Source organism: Alteracholeplasma palmae J233, assembly GCF_000968055.1.
Classification (GTDB): domain Bacteria; phylum Bacillota_I; class Bacilli_A; order Acholeplasmatales; family Acholeplasmataceae; genus Alteracholeplasma; species Alteracholeplasma palmae.
On sequence record NC_022538.1, the window covers coordinates 1,170,507 to 1,190,705 of the forward strand.

The 20,199-nt window shown below is 28.5% G+C and carries 20 protein-coding genes and 1 tRNA gene; 3 read left to right on the forward strand and 18 right to left on the reverse strand.

Going from position 1 to position 20,199, the window contains the following annotated elements:
• The first annotated feature begins 16 nt into the window (after window positions 1-16).
• Window positions 17-1,525 (forward strand): cardiolipin synthase, encoded by a 1,509-nt coding sequence (cls, locus tag BN854_RS05385; RefSeq protein WP_030003529.1) that lies wholly within the window; start codon window positions 17-19, stop codon window positions 1,523-1,525.
• On the opposite strand, the gene BN854_RS05390 is transcribed toward cls, so the two are convergent.
• The 7 genes from BN854_RS05390 to BN854_RS05420 form a co-directional block, all read right to left on the reverse strand.
• Window positions 1,520-2,584 (reverse strand): PTS sugar transporter subunit IIC, encoded by a 1,065-nt coding sequence (locus BN854_RS05390; RefSeq protein WP_030003530.1) that lies wholly within the window; start codon window positions 2,582-2,584, stop codon window positions 1,520-1,522. The genes cls and BN854_RS05390 overlap by 6 nt on opposite strands.
• Before the next feature lie 112 nt (window positions 2,585-2,696).
• Window positions 2,697-2,779 (reverse strand) — tRNA-Leu (locus BN854_RS05395).
• An 82-nt stretch (window positions 2,780-2,861) separates the two neighbouring features.
• Entirely contained in the window at window positions 2,862-4,532 is a 1,671-nt protein-coding gene (gene argS, locus BN854_RS05400) for an arginine--tRNA ligase (RefSeq protein WP_030003531.1), read from the reverse strand.
• A 50-nt stretch (window positions 4,533-4,582) separates the two neighbouring features.
• Entirely contained in the window at window positions 4,583-5,224 is a 642-nt protein-coding gene (locus tag BN854_RS05405; protein WP_030003532.1) for a hypothetical protein, read from the reverse strand.
• Window positions 5,225-5,304: 80 nt separating this feature from the next.
• On the reverse strand, window positions 5,305-6,192 hold the full coding sequence (locus BN854_RS05410) for a deoxyribonuclease IV (RefSeq protein WP_030003533.1): 888 nt from the start codon (window positions 6,190-6,192) through the stop codon (window positions 5,305-5,307).
• Complete coding sequence (locus tag BN854_RS05415; RefSeq protein ID WP_030003534.1) at window positions 6,189-7,421, reverse strand: DEAD/DEAH box helicase; 1,233 nt, start codon at window positions 7,419-7,421, stop codon at window positions 6,189-6,191. The genes BN854_RS05410 and BN854_RS05415 overlap by 4 nt, the downstream gene beginning before the upstream one ends.
• A gap of 22 nt (window positions 7,422-7,443) precedes the next feature.
• Window positions 7,444-8,622, reverse strand: a complete 1,179-nt coding sequence (locus BN854_RS05420) for a Y-family DNA polymerase (protein WP_030003535.1) — start codon at window positions 8,620-8,622, stop codon at window positions 7,444-7,446.
• Window positions 8,623-8,696: 74 nt separating this feature from the next.
• Here BN854_RS05420 and BN854_RS07870 point away from each other — a divergent pair, with 74 nt between their 5' ends.
• Window positions 8,697-8,873 (forward strand): hypothetical protein, encoded by a 177-nt coding sequence (locus tag BN854_RS07870; RefSeq protein ID WP_157868349.1) that lies wholly within the window; start codon window positions 8,697-8,699, stop codon window positions 8,871-8,873.
• A gap of 22 nt (window positions 8,874-8,895) precedes the next feature.
• Here the strand turns inward: BN854_RS07870 and recN are convergent, their stop codons facing one another.
• Genes recN through BN854_RS05470 form a run of 10 tightly spaced genes read right to left on the reverse strand, consistent with a single transcriptional unit; the run spans window position 8,896 to window position 17,507 of the window.
• The gene (recN, locus tag BN854_RS05425; protein ID WP_030003536.1) at window positions 8,896-10,542 is read right to left on the reverse strand and encodes a DNA repair protein RecN; all 1,647 of its coding nucleotides are present in this window, start codon (window positions 10,540-10,542) and stop codon (window positions 8,896-8,898) included.
• Window positions 10,543-10,551: 9 nt separating this feature from the next.
• A complete protein-coding gene (locus tag BN854_RS05430) occupies window positions 10,552-11,247 on the reverse strand; it encodes a TlyA family RNA methyltransferase (RefSeq protein ID WP_030003537.1) in 696 nt (231 codons plus the stop codon).
• Entirely contained in the window at window positions 11,247-11,426 is a 180-nt protein-coding gene (gene xseB, locus BN854_RS05435) for an exodeoxyribonuclease VII small subunit (RefSeq protein WP_030003538.1), read from the reverse strand. The genes BN854_RS05430 and xseB overlap by 1 nt, the downstream gene beginning before the upstream one ends.
• Window positions 11,426-12,757: an exodeoxyribonuclease VII large subunit gene (gene xseA / locus BN854_RS05440; RefSeq protein ID WP_030003539.1), complete on the reverse strand. Its 1,332-nt coding sequence runs from the start codon at window positions 12,755-12,757 to the stop codon at window positions 11,426-11,428. Before xseA ends, xseB begins: the two co-directional genes overlap by 1 nt.
• Before the next feature lie 8 nt (window positions 12,758-12,765).
• Window positions 12,766-13,218 carry a transcription antitermination factor NusB gene (locus BN854_RS05445; protein WP_030003540.1) on the reverse strand — a complete coding sequence of 151 codons (453 nt, stop codon included), beginning with the start codon at window positions 13,216-13,218 and terminating at the stop codon, window positions 12,766-12,768.
• A gap of 30 nt (window positions 13,219-13,248) precedes the next feature.
• Window positions 13,249-13,497, reverse strand: a complete 249-nt coding sequence (locus BN854_RS05450; RefSeq protein WP_045959807.1) for a hypothetical protein — start codon at window positions 13,495-13,497, stop codon at window positions 13,249-13,251.
• 13 nt (window positions 13,498-13,510) lie between these two features.
• Entirely contained in the window at window positions 13,511-14,593 is a 1,083-nt protein-coding gene (locus BN854_RS05455) for an ABC transporter substrate-binding protein (RefSeq protein ID WP_030003541.1), read from the reverse strand.
• Window positions 14,590-15,384 (reverse strand): ABC transporter permease, encoded by a 795-nt coding sequence (locus BN854_RS05460; RefSeq protein ID WP_030003542.1) that lies wholly within the window; start codon window positions 15,382-15,384, stop codon window positions 14,590-14,592. Before BN854_RS05460 ends, BN854_RS05455 begins: the two co-directional genes overlap by 4 nt.
• Window positions 15,377-16,228, reverse strand: a complete 852-nt coding sequence (locus BN854_RS05465; protein WP_030003543.1) for an ABC transporter permease — start codon at window positions 16,226-16,228, stop codon at window positions 15,377-15,379. The genes BN854_RS05460 and BN854_RS05465 overlap by 8 nt, the downstream gene beginning before the upstream one ends.
• 1 nt (window position 16,229) lies before the next feature.
• Window positions 16,230-17,507, reverse strand: a complete 1,278-nt coding sequence (locus BN854_RS05470; protein WP_030003544.1) for an ABC transporter ATP-binding protein — start codon at window positions 17,505-17,507, stop codon at window positions 16,230-16,232.
• Window positions 17,508-17,796: 289 nt separating this feature from the next.
• Here BN854_RS05470 and BN854_RS05475 point away from each other — a divergent pair, with 289 nt between their 5' ends.
• A complete protein-coding gene (locus tag BN854_RS05475) occupies window positions 17,797-19,296 on the forward strand; it encodes a transposase (RefSeq protein WP_026655857.1) in 1,500 nt (499 codons plus the stop codon).
• A 184-nt stretch (window positions 19,297-19,480) separates the two neighbouring features.
• Here the strand turns inward: BN854_RS05475 and BN854_RS05480 are convergent, their stop codons facing one another.
• Window positions 19,481-20,134 (reverse strand): formate/nitrite transporter family protein, encoded by a 654-nt coding sequence (locus tag BN854_RS05480; protein WP_157868350.1) that lies wholly within the window; start codon window positions 20,132-20,134, stop codon window positions 19,481-19,483.
• Between the last annotated feature and the right edge of the window lie 65 nt (window positions 20,135-20,199).

Genomic DNA, 20,199 nt, shown 5'->3' on the forward strand with positions numbered 1-20,199 from the left:
CATCGGAGATGTGCCTATGAAAAAATTAATCTCACTACTTTTAAATCGACTTACTCTTGTTTTACTGCTTATCTTAGCACAATTTATTGTCCTAGTTTGGCTCATTAACTTTTTTTCTAATTCTTGGCAAAACATTCAAATAGCTTTAATGGTCCTAAGTTTATTGATGGTGCTTTATATATTAACCAGAAACGATAACCCTGAATTTAAACTTGCCTGGGTCATCCCTATTTTAGCATTTCCTATTTTTGGTGGTTTCTTTTATTTATTTTTTAGAGCACAAAATTTAAATATGAAAACACGTAATCACCTATATAATGTTGTAAAAGAAAGACAGTATATATTAAGCCAAAATATTGACTATGGACTTAAAGGAAATTATAAGAAAATTGAAACTTTTTTGGAATCTGATTTTTGGCCTTCATATAAACATACTAACTCTATTTTTCTTCCTTCAGGAGAATCAAAGCTTAAAGTTCTTCTAGAAGACTTAAAAAAAGCTGAGAAGTTTATCTTTATGGAATACTTTATTATTACAAAAAGTAAGATGTGGGATGAGATTTTAGAAGTTCTAATTGAAAAGCAAAAACAAGGTGTTGAAATTAGAATTATGTATGATGATTTTGGTAGTGCTACTAAACTGCCTTTAGGCTACTATAAAAAATTACGTGCTCTAGGTTTTAAAGTCATTTCTTTTAATACTTTAAAAGTACATTTGAATTTCGCGATGAATTATCGTGATCATAGAAAAATAGTTGTGATAGATAATAAAATCGGGTATACCGGTGGAATTAATATAGGTGATGAATATACTAACAGCACTAAGACATTTGGTCACTGGCATGATGCAGCTATTAAAATTGAAGGTGATGCAGTTTGGACTCTGACAATTTTATTTTTAGAAAATTGGCGTTTTTCAACAAAAGAAAAAATCAGTTACGAAGACTACTATCTAGACTATAAAGTAGAAAAACCTAATGGTTTATATGTTCCTTTTGGGGATTTACCGCTAGATAAAAATCATATGGCAAAAGACATCTACTTAAGTTTAATTTCAGAAGCAAACGAAAGCATCTATATTTCAACCCCTTACCTTATTTTAGATAATGAAATGGTAACTGCATTAAAGCTTGCCGCAAAATCTGGTATTGATGTCAATATTGTTATTCCAGGAATACCTGATAAGAAAATGGTCTATATGGTTTCAGAATCTTATGTTCCTGAATTATTACTAGCTGGTGTTAAAGTTTATAAGTATAAACCTGGATTTATTCATTCTAAAATTATTGTAGTTGATAGAAAAGTTGCCATGATTGGAACTTCTAATCTCGATTATAGAAGTTTATATCTTCACTTTGAAAACAATATCTTCTTATATGATGCTTCTTCTATCATTGATATGGTCGATTATTTTATAGAAACGATTGCTGATTCAGTTTTAATTACCCCTCAAGAAATGAAAAAACGCAATATTTTCTATCGCGTTATCCAAACAATCTTAAGAGCATTTTCACCCTTATTATAAATCTGTTTCTAAATTAAAATCACTTTCTAAATAAATCTTTCTTTTAATACATAAGTAATCTATAATGATAATCAAAATAAGAGGAAACATAATTTGGGATACTACAAATAAGACAGACATTAAAGAATAGTTATTAACAGATAATGTTTGTAGTTGTCCTACTAATCCAGATGAGCCCATTCCAGCTCCTTGTGGTGTATTCTTAAATATCGAATTAGAAAAAATTAAATAATTAATAGGTCCTAAAATAAAGGAAATAAATAAAGTTGGAAGCCAGATAACTGGCTTTTTTACTATATTTTTAAACTGGAACATTGATGATGCAAGCCCTATAGATAAAATTGATCCTATATTGTTTTTTCTAGACTGGTAAGCTAAACCAATCATTTGTGCAGTTGTTCCCACAACAGCAGCCCCCATCGCAATAAGCACCATCGTATTTCCTTCCATATAAGGTTTAGAAAAAACAGCTATAGCAATTCCTGCACTTGAAACAAACGGAACTGTAATTAAAACGCCAAAGATTAAAGCAATTAATGCTGAAGTTGTATATGGTTCTATTAGTAAAGACTTTTCAATTACAAAATAAATAAGAGTCATTAATCTTTCTATAGGATATGAAACAATGTATGTATTTAAAACTGCTATTAAGATACCTACTAAAGGGATTAAAAAAAGATCATATGCTTTTTCTTTTTTAAAGAGTTTTTCAATAACTATATAAGTTAATAACACAACTAGATAGACTGTTATCGGGTTATTCGATAAAGGAGCATTTATATCATAAAATCCCGGCTTAGAAAAATCAACAACAAAACTAGTTGAAATGCCTCCAGCTATTGATAATATAATGAATTTAAGTCCTTTAAGCTTTAAACTCATCGCCATGCTAATTCCTATACCTACACCAGTTAAAAGGCTTAATCGCGTATTTATTGATGTTGCAAGAACTTCAAAACCTATAAGTTCTCCTAACTGTTTAAGGATTGTTCCGGCAACTATGGTTGCGAATATTCCATATGTCATACCGTTTAATGTTGTTAGTATTGTTTTTTTCATAGTTACCTCTCTTTCTTCTATATTAATTATATCAAATATTTATATCTTATTATTTTAAAGAACTGTGATTAAATAAAAAAGAGCTTACGCTCTTAGTAATTTTTAAAAATAATGGTACCGACGGTCGGACTCGAACCGACAAGGTTTCCCGCCAGATTTTGAGTCTGGTGCGTATACCAATTTCGCCACGTCGGCAAATAAAAAGGCTTAATGCCTTTAAATTATAACATTGTATGAAACTTAATTCAATAGTTTTTTTAAGGATATATAAATATTATTACATTTCTTTTAAGGCTTTCATACCTAATAAACGTAATCCTTCTTCTATAATTGTTAAAACAGCATTTACTAATAATAAATTAGCTTGCTTAATACCTTCTTCTGGTACAATTACTCTTTGTTTAGCATAGAATTGGTTAAATCCTTGGCATAATGAAAGCAGGTATCTAGAAATAACATTTGGGGCATTGTTTTGCATTGCTCTTTCAATTGTCAGAGGAAATTGCGCAACTAGCTTAAGTAATTCAAAATAGTGATCTTGATTATAAACACTTGAATCAATTTCAGCAGTATTTATTTCTTGATTTTTTAGAATTGAATGAATTCTAACACCACTATATTGTAAATAGGGTCCAGTTTGCCCTTCAAACTTAAGCATATTAGCTAGGTTAAATTCCATGTCTAAATGTCTTTCATTCTTTAGGTCATTAAAGATAACTGCTCCCACACCAACAGCATGTGCAACTTCATCTTTATTCTCCAATGAAGGGTTTTTTTCTGTAATAGCATTTTTAGCATCACTGATTGCTTGAGTCATAACATCAGATAACTTAGCAAATGCTCCTGAACGTGTAGATAATTTTTTACCATCAAGTAATACTAATCCAAAATTGACATGTGTAATATCAAAGTCATAACCCATTTTTTGAGCAACTTTACTTAACTGTTGGAAATGTAGTTTTTGTTCATTTCCTACAATATAAATTATTTTAGAAAAATGGTATGTATGATATCTATATAACAGCGCAGCTATATCACGAGTCATATAAAGGGTTCCACCATCACTTCTTTTAATTAAAGCAGGTGGCATTGTTTCATCTAAATCAACAATTAATGCACCATCTGATAATTTAACAAGGTTTTTATCTTCAAGTTCTTTAACTACTGCATCCATTTTATCATTGTAAAATGATTCTCCAGCATATGAATCAAAGCTAACTCCTAATAAATCATACATTACAGTGAATTCTTTTAATGATTCATCTTTGAACCATCTCCATAATTCTAACATTTCCTCATTGCCTTGTTCTAGCATTAAAAAGGCATGTCTAGCTTCATCTTCTAATGTTTCATCATCTTTTGCTTTTTCATGGAATAAAACATAAAGTCTTTGTAACTCATTAATAGGATTTTTAAGTACTTCTTCTTTACTTCCCCATTTTTTATAAGCAACAATCATCTTACCAAATTGAGTTCCCCAGTCGCCTAGATAGTTAATTCCTACTACCTTATATCCATTTTTTTGATAGATAAGTTTTAGTGAGTTACCAATCATTGTAGATCTAAGGTGTCCAACAGAGAAATTTTTAGCAATGTTAGGTGATGAATAGTCCATCACTACAGTTTCGTTATTTGATTTTTTAGTTCCATATTCATTCTTAAGATTAAATATTTCTATTAAAAGATTTTTTGTTAAAACTTCTCTTTCTAAATTGATATTTAAAAAACCGTTTAAGAATGTCACTTCTGCAACTTCTGGAAGTTTTTCAATAATTGTTTTTAATTGTTCAAATATTTCTGGCATTTTTAGATTGAGCTCTTTAGCATAACCAAAAAGTGGTATAGCTAGGTCTGCAGTATCTTTTTTTGCATCTTGTAAAATAACTTCTTCAATTGAATAATTATTTTTGATTGCTTCCTTTATTTTATTTTTAACTTGTTCTATCATATTTACCACCAATTTCTTTTTTAATTAAATAAAAAGCACCAAAGTGCTTTCTATTTTTTAGATAATTCTAATACACTAACATAAAAGTTTTTAATATCTACTGCACTTAGTGCTGCTGTTGATGCAGGCAATTGTTTTAACACTTGTCCATTTTTAAACGCTACTAAAGTTGGAATAGTTATAGATGTTAGTTCATCTTCAATTTCAAATTTTTCAGATATTTTTTCAAAGACTGATTTAATATCTTTTTTATTTACTACATTTTCAACAACTGCTTCTGTATTAAAATGATATATTTGTTTTACTTTTTCACTCAACTCTTTATTTTCTGCATGCTTGTATAAATAATATTCAACATATGCAAGTGATCCTACTGAGTTAGCATCGTTTTTGTTACCGAAAAATACGATTGTTACTTGGTCTTTTTTTATTTCGCTGTATAATCCATTTTCAATACCAAACCATTTATCATTCAGATTATTCAAAGGTGTAATATGGTTTTCTTCTGTAAATTTATAATCATCAGCAATACTACTGTTTACTCCAGCATTTAGATAATCTTTTGTTAAAGTCGTTTTAGCACTTGGCTGTAAAACAACCATCAATGTTATTAAACCTACTAAAACTAAAATAATAGAAATAATTGTAACTGGACTAATCTTTGATTCAATATTTTTATATTTCTTGGCCATATGTAAATCTCCTTTTTTTATGCTATTTTATTATAGCATTTTTGAGGTTGTAAAGCAATATTGTTTTTGTTTCAAAACTATTATCCTTTTGTGATGAGTTCTTTTAAGTTAGGATTAAACTTTTTTTCTCTAATCATTTCAATTTCTTCTTTATATGGGGCATGATCTTCAACGTATGGAGTTTCAAGAATTTTAGGAATATCCTTAAAATCTTCATCGTAAACAACTTCCATTAAAGCATCAAACCCTATATGACCAAAACCAATGTTTTCATGTCTATCTTTATGGCTATTGGTTTCATTTTTAGAATCGTTAATATGGAAAACTGAAATATATTGTTTTCCTACAATATCATCAAATTCTTTTATAACATCTTTAAAGTTATTTTTAATATCATAACCAGCATCATGAGTATGACATGTATCAAAGCATACGCTAATTCTATTTTTATCTTCAATTAAATCAATAATTGATTTTAATTCAGAAAAAGTTTTTCCAACTTCATTTCCTTTACCAGCCATAGTTTCTAAAGCAATTTTAACTTTTAATCCTTTAGTATTTGAAAAGACTTGATTAATGCCTTCAGCAATCCATTTAATTGCTTGTTCTCTATCTTTTCCAACAGCACTTCCTGGATGTAAAACAATTTGGCTCACTTGCATTGCTGCTGTTCTTTTAACTTCTTCTGTTAAAAAGAAAATTCCAAATTCTCTTTTTTCTATATCTGGGTTTGCTAGATTAATAATATACGGAGCATGGACAACTACATTTTTTACATCTAATCCTGATTCTTCCATTTTTTCTAACGCTTCATTAATTTTTAATCTACTAATATCTTTTCTAATGGTATTTTGAGGAGCTCCTGTATAAATCATGAATGCAGTTGATTGATATTTCAAGGCTTCTAAAACTGACCCATAATACATATTATCTCCAGACATTGAAACATGACTACCAATTTTTATCATTGAAATCTACTCCTTTTAACTTTCTTAATCGCTTTTTTAACTTCAGCACGGTATTTCTTTTTATGGTTAGGTTTTACTTTATTACTCTTTTTAACTGCTTTAACAGCTGTAATGATTTCTTCATCTTTTTCTTTAACTTTAGGTAATTCAATAACAAATTCACCTTTAGTTAGCGATGCATTTTTAAAAGTAATACCCATTTTTTTAATTTTATCTATTTTTCTTGATTCTTTTAAATCATATAAAACAATTACATCTCCGCTTTTACCCATTCTACCTGTTCTACCGCTTCTATGTTTAAAAAACTCTAAATGATATGGTAGATCATAGTGAATCACGTGCGATGCTGTAAAATCGATGCCTCTTGCTGCTAGATCACTTGCGACAACATATTGATATTTCAATTTATGAATATCTTCTATCATTTTCTTTCTAACTTTCATATTTAAATCTGAAGAAAAGTTAGCAACATTGACCTTATTTTCTTGTAATTCAGCGAATATTTTTTGTTGATCTTCTTTTTTAGATACAAATATGAATGCCAAATATGGATTAATTGTTTGTGTTAATTGTCTTAAAGTTTCTAATTTATTATCTAATTTTGTTTTTAGCAAATAATAAGAAATATCTAATGTATGTTGATTTGTTGTATCGATTACAATTGAGCTACCAAAATATTTTTTAATAAATGGTTCCATTGTTTCTGTAATCGTTGCAGAAAATAAAAGTATTTTTGGATTTAAATTTTCTATTACTGCATCAATTTTCACTAAAAAATCTTCGTCAAACATCATATCAGCTTCGTCTAAAACCAAATATTTTGCTTTATGAATTTTTAGTTTATTTTCCTTTGATACATAATCGTGAAGTTTTCCTGGTGTTGTAATCACAACTTGAGGTTGGTTATTATTTAACCAATCTAATTCTCGTTTTTTATCATTTCCACCATAATAAGCTTTGGAAATAATATCTTCATCAATTTCTTTTAACATCTTGTTAACTTGTATAACTAATTCATTTGTAGGAACTAAAATGATAGCTTGAACTTCATTAAGATCTTTATTAATTTGACTTAGAATAGGAAGTAAGTAGGCATGTGTTTTACCTGTTCCGGTAGGTGCCAAACCTACAATATTTTTTTGTTCTTTAAAATTTTTAAATACCTCTTTTTGGATTGGAGATAATTCATCAAATTTTAGTAATTCTAGTTTTTCTTTTATATAGTCCATTTCTATCACCTTTCTTATTATATCATTTAATTCCTTTTTTAATGCTATTAGCGGTCTTCTGGTTAATTTTTTTTATAACCTCATTGATTTTTTCTTCTTTTCCTGTTAATTTTTGATAATTGAATAAATCATATTCTGTTTTTAATTGCTCTTCTGTTAATAAGTTTTGTATAAAGACACCTACTAGCCTTAAAGGTGTACCGTCATAGTATTCTTGAAGTAATGCTTCAACTTGGTTTTTTATAACGATTGCTTCATCCTGATAATCAAAAAAAGTATAACTACGATTAATCGTTTTAAATTGATCGCTTTTTAGTTTAATTCCAACAGTCTTATAGACCATTTTATATTTTTTTAATCTCAAGTAAACTCTTTCTGACAACTCCATTAAAAAAGGCAAAAGTGCTTCTTCTTGATCAATAGCATAGTTCAGTGTCGTTTCATGGCTAATTGACTGAGGTAACGCATACTTATTAGGATCAACAATATTGTTACTCTCTCCAATCATCTCATTAACGTTTGCCAAGTAATTCTTTTCGGACATAACAGTCAGAATCTTATCTTTATTTTCTTTAAGTAAGAAATCATTAATTGTAAAAATATTTTTTTCTTTAAGTAACTTAGCAGTCTTTTTTCCTATACCAAAACTATCATTAATATCTAAAGGCCATATTGTATCTTTCAATTCTCTTTTTCTTAAAATAGTAATTCCTAATGGTTTTTTCATATCAGATCCCATTTTAGCTAAATATAGCGTTGGGGCAATACCGATTGAACATGGTAATTGATATTCATTTACTAATCTTGTCTGGATTTCTTTAGCGATTTCTAAAGGATGCTTAGTTTTAGCAAGTTCAGTCACATCTAAATAAGCTTCGTCAATGGATGCTTGTAGAATAAGTTCTGAATATTTTTTTAAAAAATTAATAAACTCTCTACTTTTTTCTCTATAAAAAGGAAAATCAGTCGGAACTACCAGAAGTTTGGGAAATATATCTAAAGCTTCTTTCAAACTCATCCCTGCTCTAATACCGAGAGCTCTAGCTTTATATGATGCGGTAGATAAAACCCCTCTCCTAGAACTTGTTATACCACCAATTGCAAAGACTTTATTTTTTAAATAAGGCTCTTTTATCATAGCGCAAGTGGCGTAAAAAGCATTTAAATCTATATGAAAAATTATCTTAACTTCTCTTTTCATTATTTGCCACCTTTCATTATGTAAAATTTTATTGTATAATAATTAAAGATAAAGAATTAACTGAGGTGAAATTTATGGCTAAGTCTAAAAAACCAACTGTTTCCAAAAACAAAGAAAATCAAGTAGAAGAAAAAGTTTATAAAAGTCCAACTGAAACATGGTGGGGAAAAACAATTATTTGGTTGCTCATCATAGGTACAATTGCTCTTATATTTGTATCAGCAATCATTGCGTTGATTAATGCAATTTAAATAAAAAGGCTAAAGGCCTTTTTTATTTTTCTAAAAGACTTTTAGCCAAGGCGATTGCTTCTTTGGTTACTCTATCATCTGATAACATTAATGCGATTGCATGTACTCTTTGTTCACTGTCTAATTTATTAATTTTAGAAACCATTCTATCAATTACTTTTTCTTTTGCAATTAAATAGTGGTAATCAGCTTTAGCAGCCACTTGTGGTAAGTGAGTAATAACTAATGTTTGTATATCTTTACTTAGTTCTTTCATCTTGCTGGCTACCTTAGAAGCTGTCTTTCCACTAATTCCGATATCTATCTCATCTAATACTAAAAGACTTAACTGATGTGTTTTAGCATAAATGCTTTTTAAAGCAAACATGAATCTAGCTTTTTCTCCGCCGCTTGCTACTTTAGATAATATTTTTACTGGTTCGCCTTCATTAAGAGAAATCATAAATTCAATTTTATCAATACCATTTTCAAGTAATTCAGGTTTTTCTTCTAAAGGTTCAAATTCAATTTTAAAAACTGATTTTTCTAAATCCAAATCTTTGAGTTCTAAGAGAATATTTTTTTCTAATATAGTCGCTAACAACTTTCTTTTTTTTGACAATTCAATTGCTTTATTAAGCGCTTTATTATAGTTTGTTTCTACTTTTTCTAAGGCTTTTTTTACATAATTATCATAATCAGTAATTAAACTTAATTCATCTTTTATTTCTTCTAAATAAACGATCAGTTCATTAATTGATTTTTGATATTTTGTTTCAATTTTTGCAAGTTCATAACTTCTTTCTTGAAGTTCATTAAACTCATTTTCATCAAAATCAAGAGAATCTAACTGTTTATATATTTCATTTTTAACTTCATCTAAAACATAATATTGGCTTAACAGGCTTTCAGATAAATCTTCGTATTTTTTATCAAAAGAGGCTACTTTGTGAAGTGCTTGATAACTATCATAAATAGCATCTAGTGAAAATCTATCGTTTTCTAGTTTTTCATATGATGTTTGTAAGGCTTGTTTTATTTTATCAAAATTAGATAATTTAGATAAAGCCTCATCGACTTCTTCTTTTTCATTTACTTTTAAACTGAGTTGTTCTAATTCTTTGACTTGATATGTTAAAAAATCTATTCTTTCAACTGATTCTTCTTTTTTAAGTTTGATTCCCTTATATTCTTTTAAAGCATTAGTATAACTTTCTTTTAAAAATATGTAGTCATTAACTAAAGGATCAATAGTTGCATAATCCATTTGGTCTAAAAAATCTAAATATAATCCTTTATCCATGATATTAAATGTATCTGTTTGAGCGTGAATAAGTCCAATTACTTTACTAATTTCTTTTAATTTAGCTAAAGTAATGGGTTCATTATTCAGCTTAATTTGGTGTTTTCCCTTACTATCGACTTCTCTAAAAATCTCTATAAGTTCAGGTAATGAGAGTTTTTCTTGTTGATACTTTGTGAGTCTAAACTTAGCTTTGATCATTGCTTTATCTTTTTGATATCTAATTAAATCTTGATCGGCTCTTTTACCAAAAATCAAAGATAGTGATTCTAAAAGAATAGACTTTCCACTTCCTGTTTCACCAGTTAAGGCAGTAAGTCCGTTATAAAATTCTACTTCAATATCATCAATTAGAGCGAAATCCTTTACCTTAAGTGTTTCTAACATACATCTCTCCTACTTTTTTAAATAGATTAAAAATTCTTGATTACCATCTTTACCTTTAATAATTGAAGGCATAAAGCCATTAATTTCATAACCTAATACATTGACTTCGTTGACTATTTTTTCAATGACTTGTTTTTCAACCTTAATGTTTTTCAATATTCCTTTTTTTAACTCTTTAGGAGATACTTCAAACTGGGGTTTAATAAGTGCTATAAGTTCTTTATTGCTATTTGAAATATGTCTTAGTATTGGAATAATTGAAGTAAATGATACATCAATCGTCATGATATCGTGTTCTGGAATAGTAACATCTAATATATTTGTTTGTTCATTTAATATAATTTTAGAATGATCACGCAAACTCTTATCTAGTTGTTCTGTTCCAACATCATAAGCATAAACTAGTTTAGCCTTATAATTTAAAGCACATTGTGTAAAGCCACCTGTTGATGAACCTACATCAACAACCACTTTATCAGTAAAATCTATTTTAAACTCATTAATAGCATGTTCTAATTTTTCTCCAGCACGGCTGACATATTTTCTAGTTTTAAGTAATGTTATAACATCAGTTTCTTTTAATTCATATCCAGATTTAGTAACTTGTTTATCATTTACTAACACAAAGCCTTGTTTAATAAGATCTTGTCCTTCTGAACGGGTTGACACTAAATCATAGGCAACAAGATAATGATCTAATCTCATTACTTAATTTCCTTTATCACTAACTCTTCTGCTTGTTTTATTTTTTCATAACATACTTTAGAAAGTTCTATACCTTCTTTATACTTTTTAATTGCATCGTCTAAAGAAATATCTTTATTTTCTAACTCTTTTACGACTGTTTCTAATTGTTTAAGTTGCTCTTCAAAACTTTTGTTCATTATTTTTCCCTCTTTTCTTTAACAATAGTCTTTACAAATCCATCTTTAAATTCTATGGTGAGTTCTTCTTTTATCTTAATATTTGAAACGCTTGTTACTACATTATCATTCATTTTAACTAAGGCAAAGCCTTTATTCATGAAAGTTAGCGGGTCTAGACCTTTTAACTTTTCTAATTGAATAAGGTATGAAAGTGTCTTATCCTTGATTCGTTGTTGGTATTTTTCATTCAAGAAATTATCTAAATATTTAAGTTGTTCTTTATACATCAAAATTTTTTCTTGAGGTGAAACTACTTTTTGCGTTAATGTATCTATTTTATGTTTATAAGTAGTAATAATACTTTCGTAATTTTTATTTAAGTACATCATTTGATGATTGAGTTCTTTATAAGAGTCCTCTATTTTTCTTTTGGGACTCAAATTACTAAGTCTTTCTTCTAAATAAAGAATAGTTTGTTTTAAATAATCAAACTTAGCATTTATATGATAGTTTAATAATCTTTTATTTTCTTTTATTTTTTCTAGTAAATCATCTTTATTTGGAGTTGCAAGTTCAGCTGCGGCAGTCGGCGTTGGTGCTCTTAAATCTGAGACAAAGTCTGATAGCGTAAAGTCTGTTTCATGCCCGATTGCAGTAATGACAGGAATTTTAGAATTAAAAATCGCTTCAATGACTTCTTTTTCATTAAAAGCCCATAAATCCTCTATAGAACCTCCACCACGACCAACAATAAGAGTATCTACTAAGTTGTCTTGGTTTGCTTTATTAATCTGTTTAACAATACTTTCTTTTGCATACTCACCTTGAACCAATGCTGGATATAAATATATTTCTGTAAGTAAATATCTTCTTCTAACAGTATTTTTAATATCTTCTATAACAGCTCCTGTATTAGAAGTGATAACTCCTATTCTTTTAGGAAATTTAGGAATGGCTCTTTTATGTTCTTGATTGAAATATCCTTTAGCTTCTAATTCTTTTTTTAGTGCTTCATATTTCAAATAAAGATCACCAATACCGTCTAAACTCATTTCGTATACATTTAGGCTATAAGTTCCTCTTGGTGCATATAAATTAATTGTCGCTTGAATTAAAACATGGTCACCATCTTTTGGTTCAAAAAGAATTTTAGAGGCTAAATTAGCAAACATCATGGCTGATATTTGTGCCTCTTCATCTTTTATTACAAAATAAAAGTGACCAGTATTATGTCTTTTAAAATTAGATATCTCACCTTTGATCAAAATTGTTTGAAGATGTTTATCTGTTTCTAATTTAGTTTTAATATATTTAGTTAAAGCGGCAACCGTTAAATAACGTTGTTCCATCTTTTCACCTACTTTATTGATTGATAAATTTGATCTAATACTTTATTCGTAAAACGATGTTGTTTAGCATCATCTAAGTTTGAAAATTCTTTTGTCAGTTCAATTGCTTCATTGATTACAATTGTATGAGCTAATTCTTTTTTCAATAGTTCATAAGTTGCTAATCTAATGATTGCTTTGTCTACTTTGTTTAATCTATTTAAACTATAATCAAAAAGGTTCTTTTCAATAAGTAAGTCAACTTGTTCTAATTCTTTTATTACTTGGTTGAATAAATCTATACTTTCAGGTGAAAATAATTCATTTTTAAGTTCAAATTTACTTTCATAAAAATCATATTGATATAATAATTCCATTACTTCTTCTCGAAGTTTTCTTCTAGCATCGTTCATAAATAACACCTCATCTAATTTTACCACATTTGTTTGTTTAACAAAAGAATCTTTTGTTTTATTTTTCATATTAAAAGGTGCTTAAGAAAGCACCTTTATTTAAATAACAATTAATATGATTGCTAAGAGTATTTGAATAAATACATACATCGGCAATACGATTAGATAATATACTTTGGGATATTTATTAGGGATGATAAATGTAAGTATCACTACCAGACTAAATACTGCTATATAGATATAAAGTATGACTGGGTTATACTCGATAATAATTGATACTAATGTAAGTATCGTTGCTAAGATAGCACTTGTTATATTTTTCTTTTTTAATTGGTCAAATGTACGCATTTTTTTTGCCTCTCTATTTAGCTTTCACTTGGTTCCATGCTTCGTCAATTAATTTTTTAGCAGTTTCATTGTGGCGGTATATTTCATCATTTTCATGGAATACAATTTGGTATGCATCTTTAAAGTCTGCGAATTCTCCGCCTTCTTCAGTTAATTCTGCAATAATATTAGTAAATGGTGATGTATATCCAATAAATTCTGCATTTGCTTTAGCATTTTCATGTCTTGAAATAAAATTAATAAATTTATATGCAAATTCTTGATTAGCATTTTTAGGTATAACCATACCATCTACCCAAATGTTAGTTCCTGTTGTTGGTACGTAATATCCTAATTGATCATTTTCTGACATTAAGTATACAGAATCTCCTGAATAAGCTACTGATATATCATATGCCATTTGTTTAGGGTTAATCATTTGATCTAAGATTTGATCTGTTACAAATGATACATTATTACCATGATCATTTTTTAAATCAATTAACCAATTTTTAGCAGCATTGATTTCATCCGTTTGTTCACTATTCATAGATTTACCTGCATTTTTCAAAGCAACTAATAAACCTTCTCTTGAAGTATCATATAAAGATACTTTATATTTAGTGTCTTTTAATATTTCCCAGTTTCTAGTTTCAAGTTCAGATTTTTCTACTTTATTTTTATTATATAACAATCCAACATTACCCCAGAAGTAAGGTACTGAGTATTCTAAGAAATCATAACCATTTGTTTCGTTTTTTAATCTTTCTAATAATGAGTTTAATCCACTAGCAAACTCAGTATCTTTATTAAATGCATCAATCTTAGTCCAGTCAATCTTAGCTAATAAATCCAATTGAATTAAATGTTCTGTTCCATATTCACTAGGAATAATCACATCATATTTATCTCCACCTTGAATTTTTGTAATTGCTAATTCATTTGAAGTGAACATAACTTGGTTTACTCTGATTCCTTCTTCTTTTTCAAAAGCTTTAACTAATTCTGGGTCAATATATTCTCCCCAGTTGTAAAGAACCATTGTAGGTCTACTATCACAAGCAGCAAGCACTAATGAAGCTACTGCAGTTAATATAACTAATAATGTTTTTTTCATTCTTTTTCTATTCTCCTTTTGGATCTAATATAATCTATTGTTACTTTTATACCAATAACAAATATAATAATGGTTGAAAGAGCATTAACCGAAGGGTTAATTGTTCCTCTTAAACTGTAAATATAAGCTGAGATGTTTTGGTAAGATTCCCCACCAACAAAGTATGAAATAATAAAATCATCAAATGACATTGCAAAGGCAATTGCTGCTCCTGCAATCATTGATCCTTTAAGTTGTGGTAAAACTACTTTAAACATTGTTTTTATTGGGGTTGCTCCTAAGTCATAGGCAGCATCTATTAAATTATCATCTAAACTTCTTACTTTAGGATATACCGTGATTAAAACATATGGTACACTAAATGAGATGTGAGCTAAAAGCATTTTCCAGAAACCTGATGTAATACCAATTGATCCAAATAAGACAAATAAGGATAATGCGGTAATAATTTCAGGGTTCACAATTGGAATATTATTAGCACTTAATGTGACATTTCTAAATACTTTTTTACTCTTTGAAAGAGAGATTGCGGCCATTGTGCCAATAATGGTTGATATAAGTGTTGATAAAAATGCAATCTCTAAGGTTACCCATACAGCTGATTTAATGGTTGGGTCAGTAAATAGTTTTTCATACCACTGAAAACTGAAAAAATTCCAGTGTACTAAGGAAGCCGTTCTTCCTGTGCTACCATTAAATGAAAATATGACTAATGAAATAATGGGAATATAAATCAATAATAAAATGATTGTAATATATATTTTAGGAAGTGTTTTTCTATTTCTAAGCATTTTTTTCACTTCCTTTATATCGATCAATCTTCTTTAATCCTATCAACATCAAAATCATAATAACTGATAGTAAGATTGCTATTGCTGAAGCACTGTTAATTTTTCCACTTAATAAGGCCTCATTTTCAATTAACTCACCTATCATAAGTTTGGTAGTAGGTCCTAAATATCTTGGGATAGCAATCGTTGTTGCTGCTGGTAATAAAACCATTGTAAGTCCTGATGTAACCCCTGGTAGTGATAAAGGAATGACCACTTGTTTTAAAACCTGATATTTGTTTGCTCCTAAGTCTTCTGCTGCTTCAATTAAACTATGATCAATTTTAGATAAAACCGTATATATTGGTAAAAACATATATGGTAGGAAGATATAAACCATTCCTATGACACTTGCTAGATTTGTTTCAAGCAGTCTCACTCCAGTAAATGCATGAATCATGCTAAATATTTGCACTAATGCGTTTGTTCTTAAAATCATATTAATCCACATTGTCCCAGTAATTAATAAAACTAATAAGCCTTGACTGACTAGTTTAAATTTAGTTACAGCAAGTGCTAAAGGATAGGCAATCAAGAGTGTGATAATAGTCGCTAAAACCGCCAACCATATAGAGTTTATCATGACATTGATAAAATCTACTTTAGATAAAAATGATGCATAGTGGCTCAGTGTAAATCTACTGCTAAAAAGTCCTGATGCACTTTCTTGAACTGAGTAAAATACCATGACAATAACCGGTATTAATACTAATCCTATTAAGATAATGTAGTATGGTAGTCCAATTGCTTTTTCAAGGGTTAGTTTATCTTTTCTGTTAATTTTTATAATGCCTTGATTTGTCATTTTACCATACCTCCATCACATGTATATCTTCAGGGTTAAAGTCTAAATCTACTTTGGTCCCCAGTTCTACATGATCCGTGGTATGTATTGTATAAATACGATTTTCAGTTTTTACATCTATTTCCCAATGAACACCTTTGAAGACAATAGAATCTACGATTCCATTAATTTTACCTTGTCCAAATGTGACAATATCAATATCTTCTGGTCTAATAACAACATCAACTTCTTCATTTCTAGCAAAGCCTTTGTCTACACATACATAGTCTTTGTTATCAAAATTGACTAAGTAGTCATCTTTCATAATTCCAGAGATAATATTTGATTCTCCTATAAATGAAGCAACAAATTTATTAGCAGGTTCATTGTAAATATCTTCTGGAGTTCCAATTTGTTGAATTTCTCCATGGTTCATTACAACTACTTTATCACTCATAGTTAGAGCTTCTTCTTGGTCGTGTGTCACAAATATAAAAGTAATTCCTGCGTTTCTTTGGATTTCTTTTAATTCATATTGCATTTCTTGTCTTAATTTTAAGTCAAGGGCTGCTAAAGGTTCATCAAGTAATAAAACTTTAGGTTCATTAATTAAAGCTCTTGCTATGGCAACACGTTGTTGTTGTCCACCAGATAATTTATGAATAAGTCTATTTTCATATCCTTCTAGACCTACCATTTTTAAGTACTTGTTCACTTTATTTTGAATTAATTGTTCAAAATCTTTTTTTGTTAGAAAAGTCTTTTTAAGATGTTCAATCTTTTGAGTTTTAGTTTGATTTAAAACTTCTATTTTTTTATTTAATTCATTCTTAAGTTCTAATTCCTTAGTATTTAAATTTGCTTTTTCTAAACCTAAAGATTTAAGTTCTAATTTTGCTTTACTAAAGTTATTTTTTAAAGTTTTCACTTCTTGTTGATATTCTTTTTGTAGTTGGGCAATCTCTATTTTTTGTTCATTATTTCTTTCTTTCACTCTAAGACCAAATGCTACATTTTCATAAACATCTAAATGAGGAAAAAGGGCATACCTTTGAAAGACTGTATTAGTAGGTCTTTTATGTGCTGGAAGATCTACAATGTCTTTCCCATCAAATAAAACACTCCCATTACTTGGGGACTCAAAACCACCAATAATTCTTAATGTTGTTGTTTTTCCACAACCAGATGGTCCTAGAAAAGTTACAAACTCATTTTGCTCAATTTCTAAATCAATACCTCTTAATACGACCTGTCCGTTAAATTCTTTTGTTACATCTTTTAATTCAATTAGGGTAGCCATTTATTGTCTCCTTTCAGGTGTTTACTTTATATAAACAAAAAGTTTTTTTAATGTTCTTAGTTTAGTATAGTTAAACATTTTGTTAATCTATTTTAAACTACACGATATATTATATAATAAAAAGTTTCTATGTCAATAAAAATAATCTGCTTTTTAATATTTTCTTTTATATTATTTTTTTTATCACTTTAAAAGCAAAAAAAGGGACTGTAACGAAATAAAAGTAACAGTCTATAAAACAAAAAAGCCGCTCTAGAATCCTAGGGCGGTTTTTTGGTATAATTATAGTATGCAAACACAACAAAATATACAACATAATTTTAACCCAAAACAGTTAAAATTACCACTACAATTAGACATAAAAATTCCTTTTGATAGTGAAGTTCGTACATTTGATGAAGTATTTAGAAAATTGGAGATAAAAAAATACTTAAATAGCTCAAAAGACCCAAGAGGTCGTATGGGTTATAATCCGGTTCAAATGTTAAAACTGATCATGTTTTGTCAAATGGAAAAGATTCAATCTTTAAGAGATATGGCAAAAGCTGCTAGAAATGATATTAGAATCATGTGGCTTACAGATGAATTAATGCCAAGTCATCAAACAATAAAAACCTTTATGGATAAATACTTAGTTAAAGGAATAGATGAAATCTTTTATGAACTAAGTAAGTACTTAATAAAAAAAGAATCTATTGATACAGATAAATTATATATAGATGGTACTAAAATAGAATCGGTGGCTAATAAATATAGTTTTACATGGCGTGGTTCTATTGAAAAGTTTAGAGATAAGTTATATAAAAAAATAACCAAACAGATAGAATCCTTAAATAAAAGATATGAAGACTCAGATATCTTCTTTCCAATACATGAAACATATAACACTGATAATTTAAATAGCATCAAAGACTTTCTACTTAATGAGATAGATAGGGAATTAATAGAGTTTAAATATGGTAAAGGTCAAAGAAAAACTACTTTACAAAGAGATTATGAACATATCTTAGAATATTTAGCTAAACTTGTAGAGTATGAAAGACATTTAAAGATTATGGGTAATGATAGAAACTCATATGCTAAAACAGATATAGACGCGACTTTTATGCATATGAAAGAAGATCATATGCGTAATAGTCAATTAAAACCAGGGTATAATATACAAATTGGTGTATCAAATGAATATATCCTACATCTAGATATCTATAAAGAACGTAGTGATTATAAAACTTTGATTCCTTTTTTAGAAGGATTTAAGAAAAGTTATGACTTCTATCCAAAATATCCAGTAGCGGATGCTGGATATGGTGGATTAACGAATTATCGTTATTTAAAACTAAACGATATGGAGCTTTATCAAAAATATGCAATGTATGCTAAAGATACGCATGACAAAAAAAGAATGAAAGATCCATATTTTCCATTTAACCTTACTAAATCAGGTAATGATTATTTAACACCTAATGGAGATACTTTAAAGTATCTGTATAGAAATAATCGAGGTAATGATGTATATGAATTACCAAATGGTAAGCGTAAAGAGATTAATGATGAAAATCTTACATACCAAAAAGAGGTTATTAAAAATCTTACATCACCATTAGGAATTGAATTAAGAGTTCAAAGGTCAATTCAAGTTGAGGGTGCCTTTGGAGTGATTAAAGAAGCATTTAAAGTAAGAAGATTTAGACGAAGATTAACTCATAATGTTAAAATGGAGTTTTATTTAACAGCGATTGGGTATAATTTGAGAAAATATCATAATAAAAAGTATAGAATAACAGAATAGATATCTACAATAAACTTAAGATTTTAATAGAATCTTCTTTTTTGACGCCTAAAAGTAGATGTTTTTTGATTTTATCCACATAGTTCACGGTAGATATAAGAAAAAAAGAACTGTTAAGTTCTTGAAGTAGTGAATTACTTCATTTCTTTACAGCTCCTTTCTATTATTTATTTTTTAAATATAACTAGTGAGTGATGTGATTTTCTTCTATTTTTTCACTACGCTTTACTGTTTTTTCTAACCCATTAATAATTACTGAACCGAGGGCGTTACCTAACAACATGACAATAAAGTATAAAAATGCTTTTATGTTCCATGTTCCTGATACCATAAAGTAAAACATATCAGCAATACTATGTTCAAACTTAGCAAGAATAAAGATTGCTACCGCCATAACAACAATGATTACTTTTCCAAAATCATTTTTATTTTTATAGTAGCCATCAACACCAATGTACATTAGCATTCCACAACCAATAGCAAGCATAAATGTTTCTAATGGTTTATGATCTAGTTTATGTAAAACCGTTTGTTTAGCAATTTCTACTACATCAAGTAAGCCACCCAAGTTAACCATTAATGCAATTAACCCAGTGCCTATAAAGTTACCTATAATAATTATTAAGACATCTATTAAGTAATTAGGTTTACGATCTATAATATATCCTACTTTTCCTGTATAGAGATTCAGTTTATTAGAACAAATAACTAATAGACCAAAACCAAATAGAAATGCCCCTACAGTTTTGTTATCTAAAGTAAGATAAATTGTTCCCGCAATTCCAATTAAAAGACCTGCTAAAATAGCTTTTGTTAATACAATAATATATCGATTCATTTTTAGTTTATATCCTCTTTCATGCATATTCCATATCATTATATCGCTATTTTAGAATAATACAA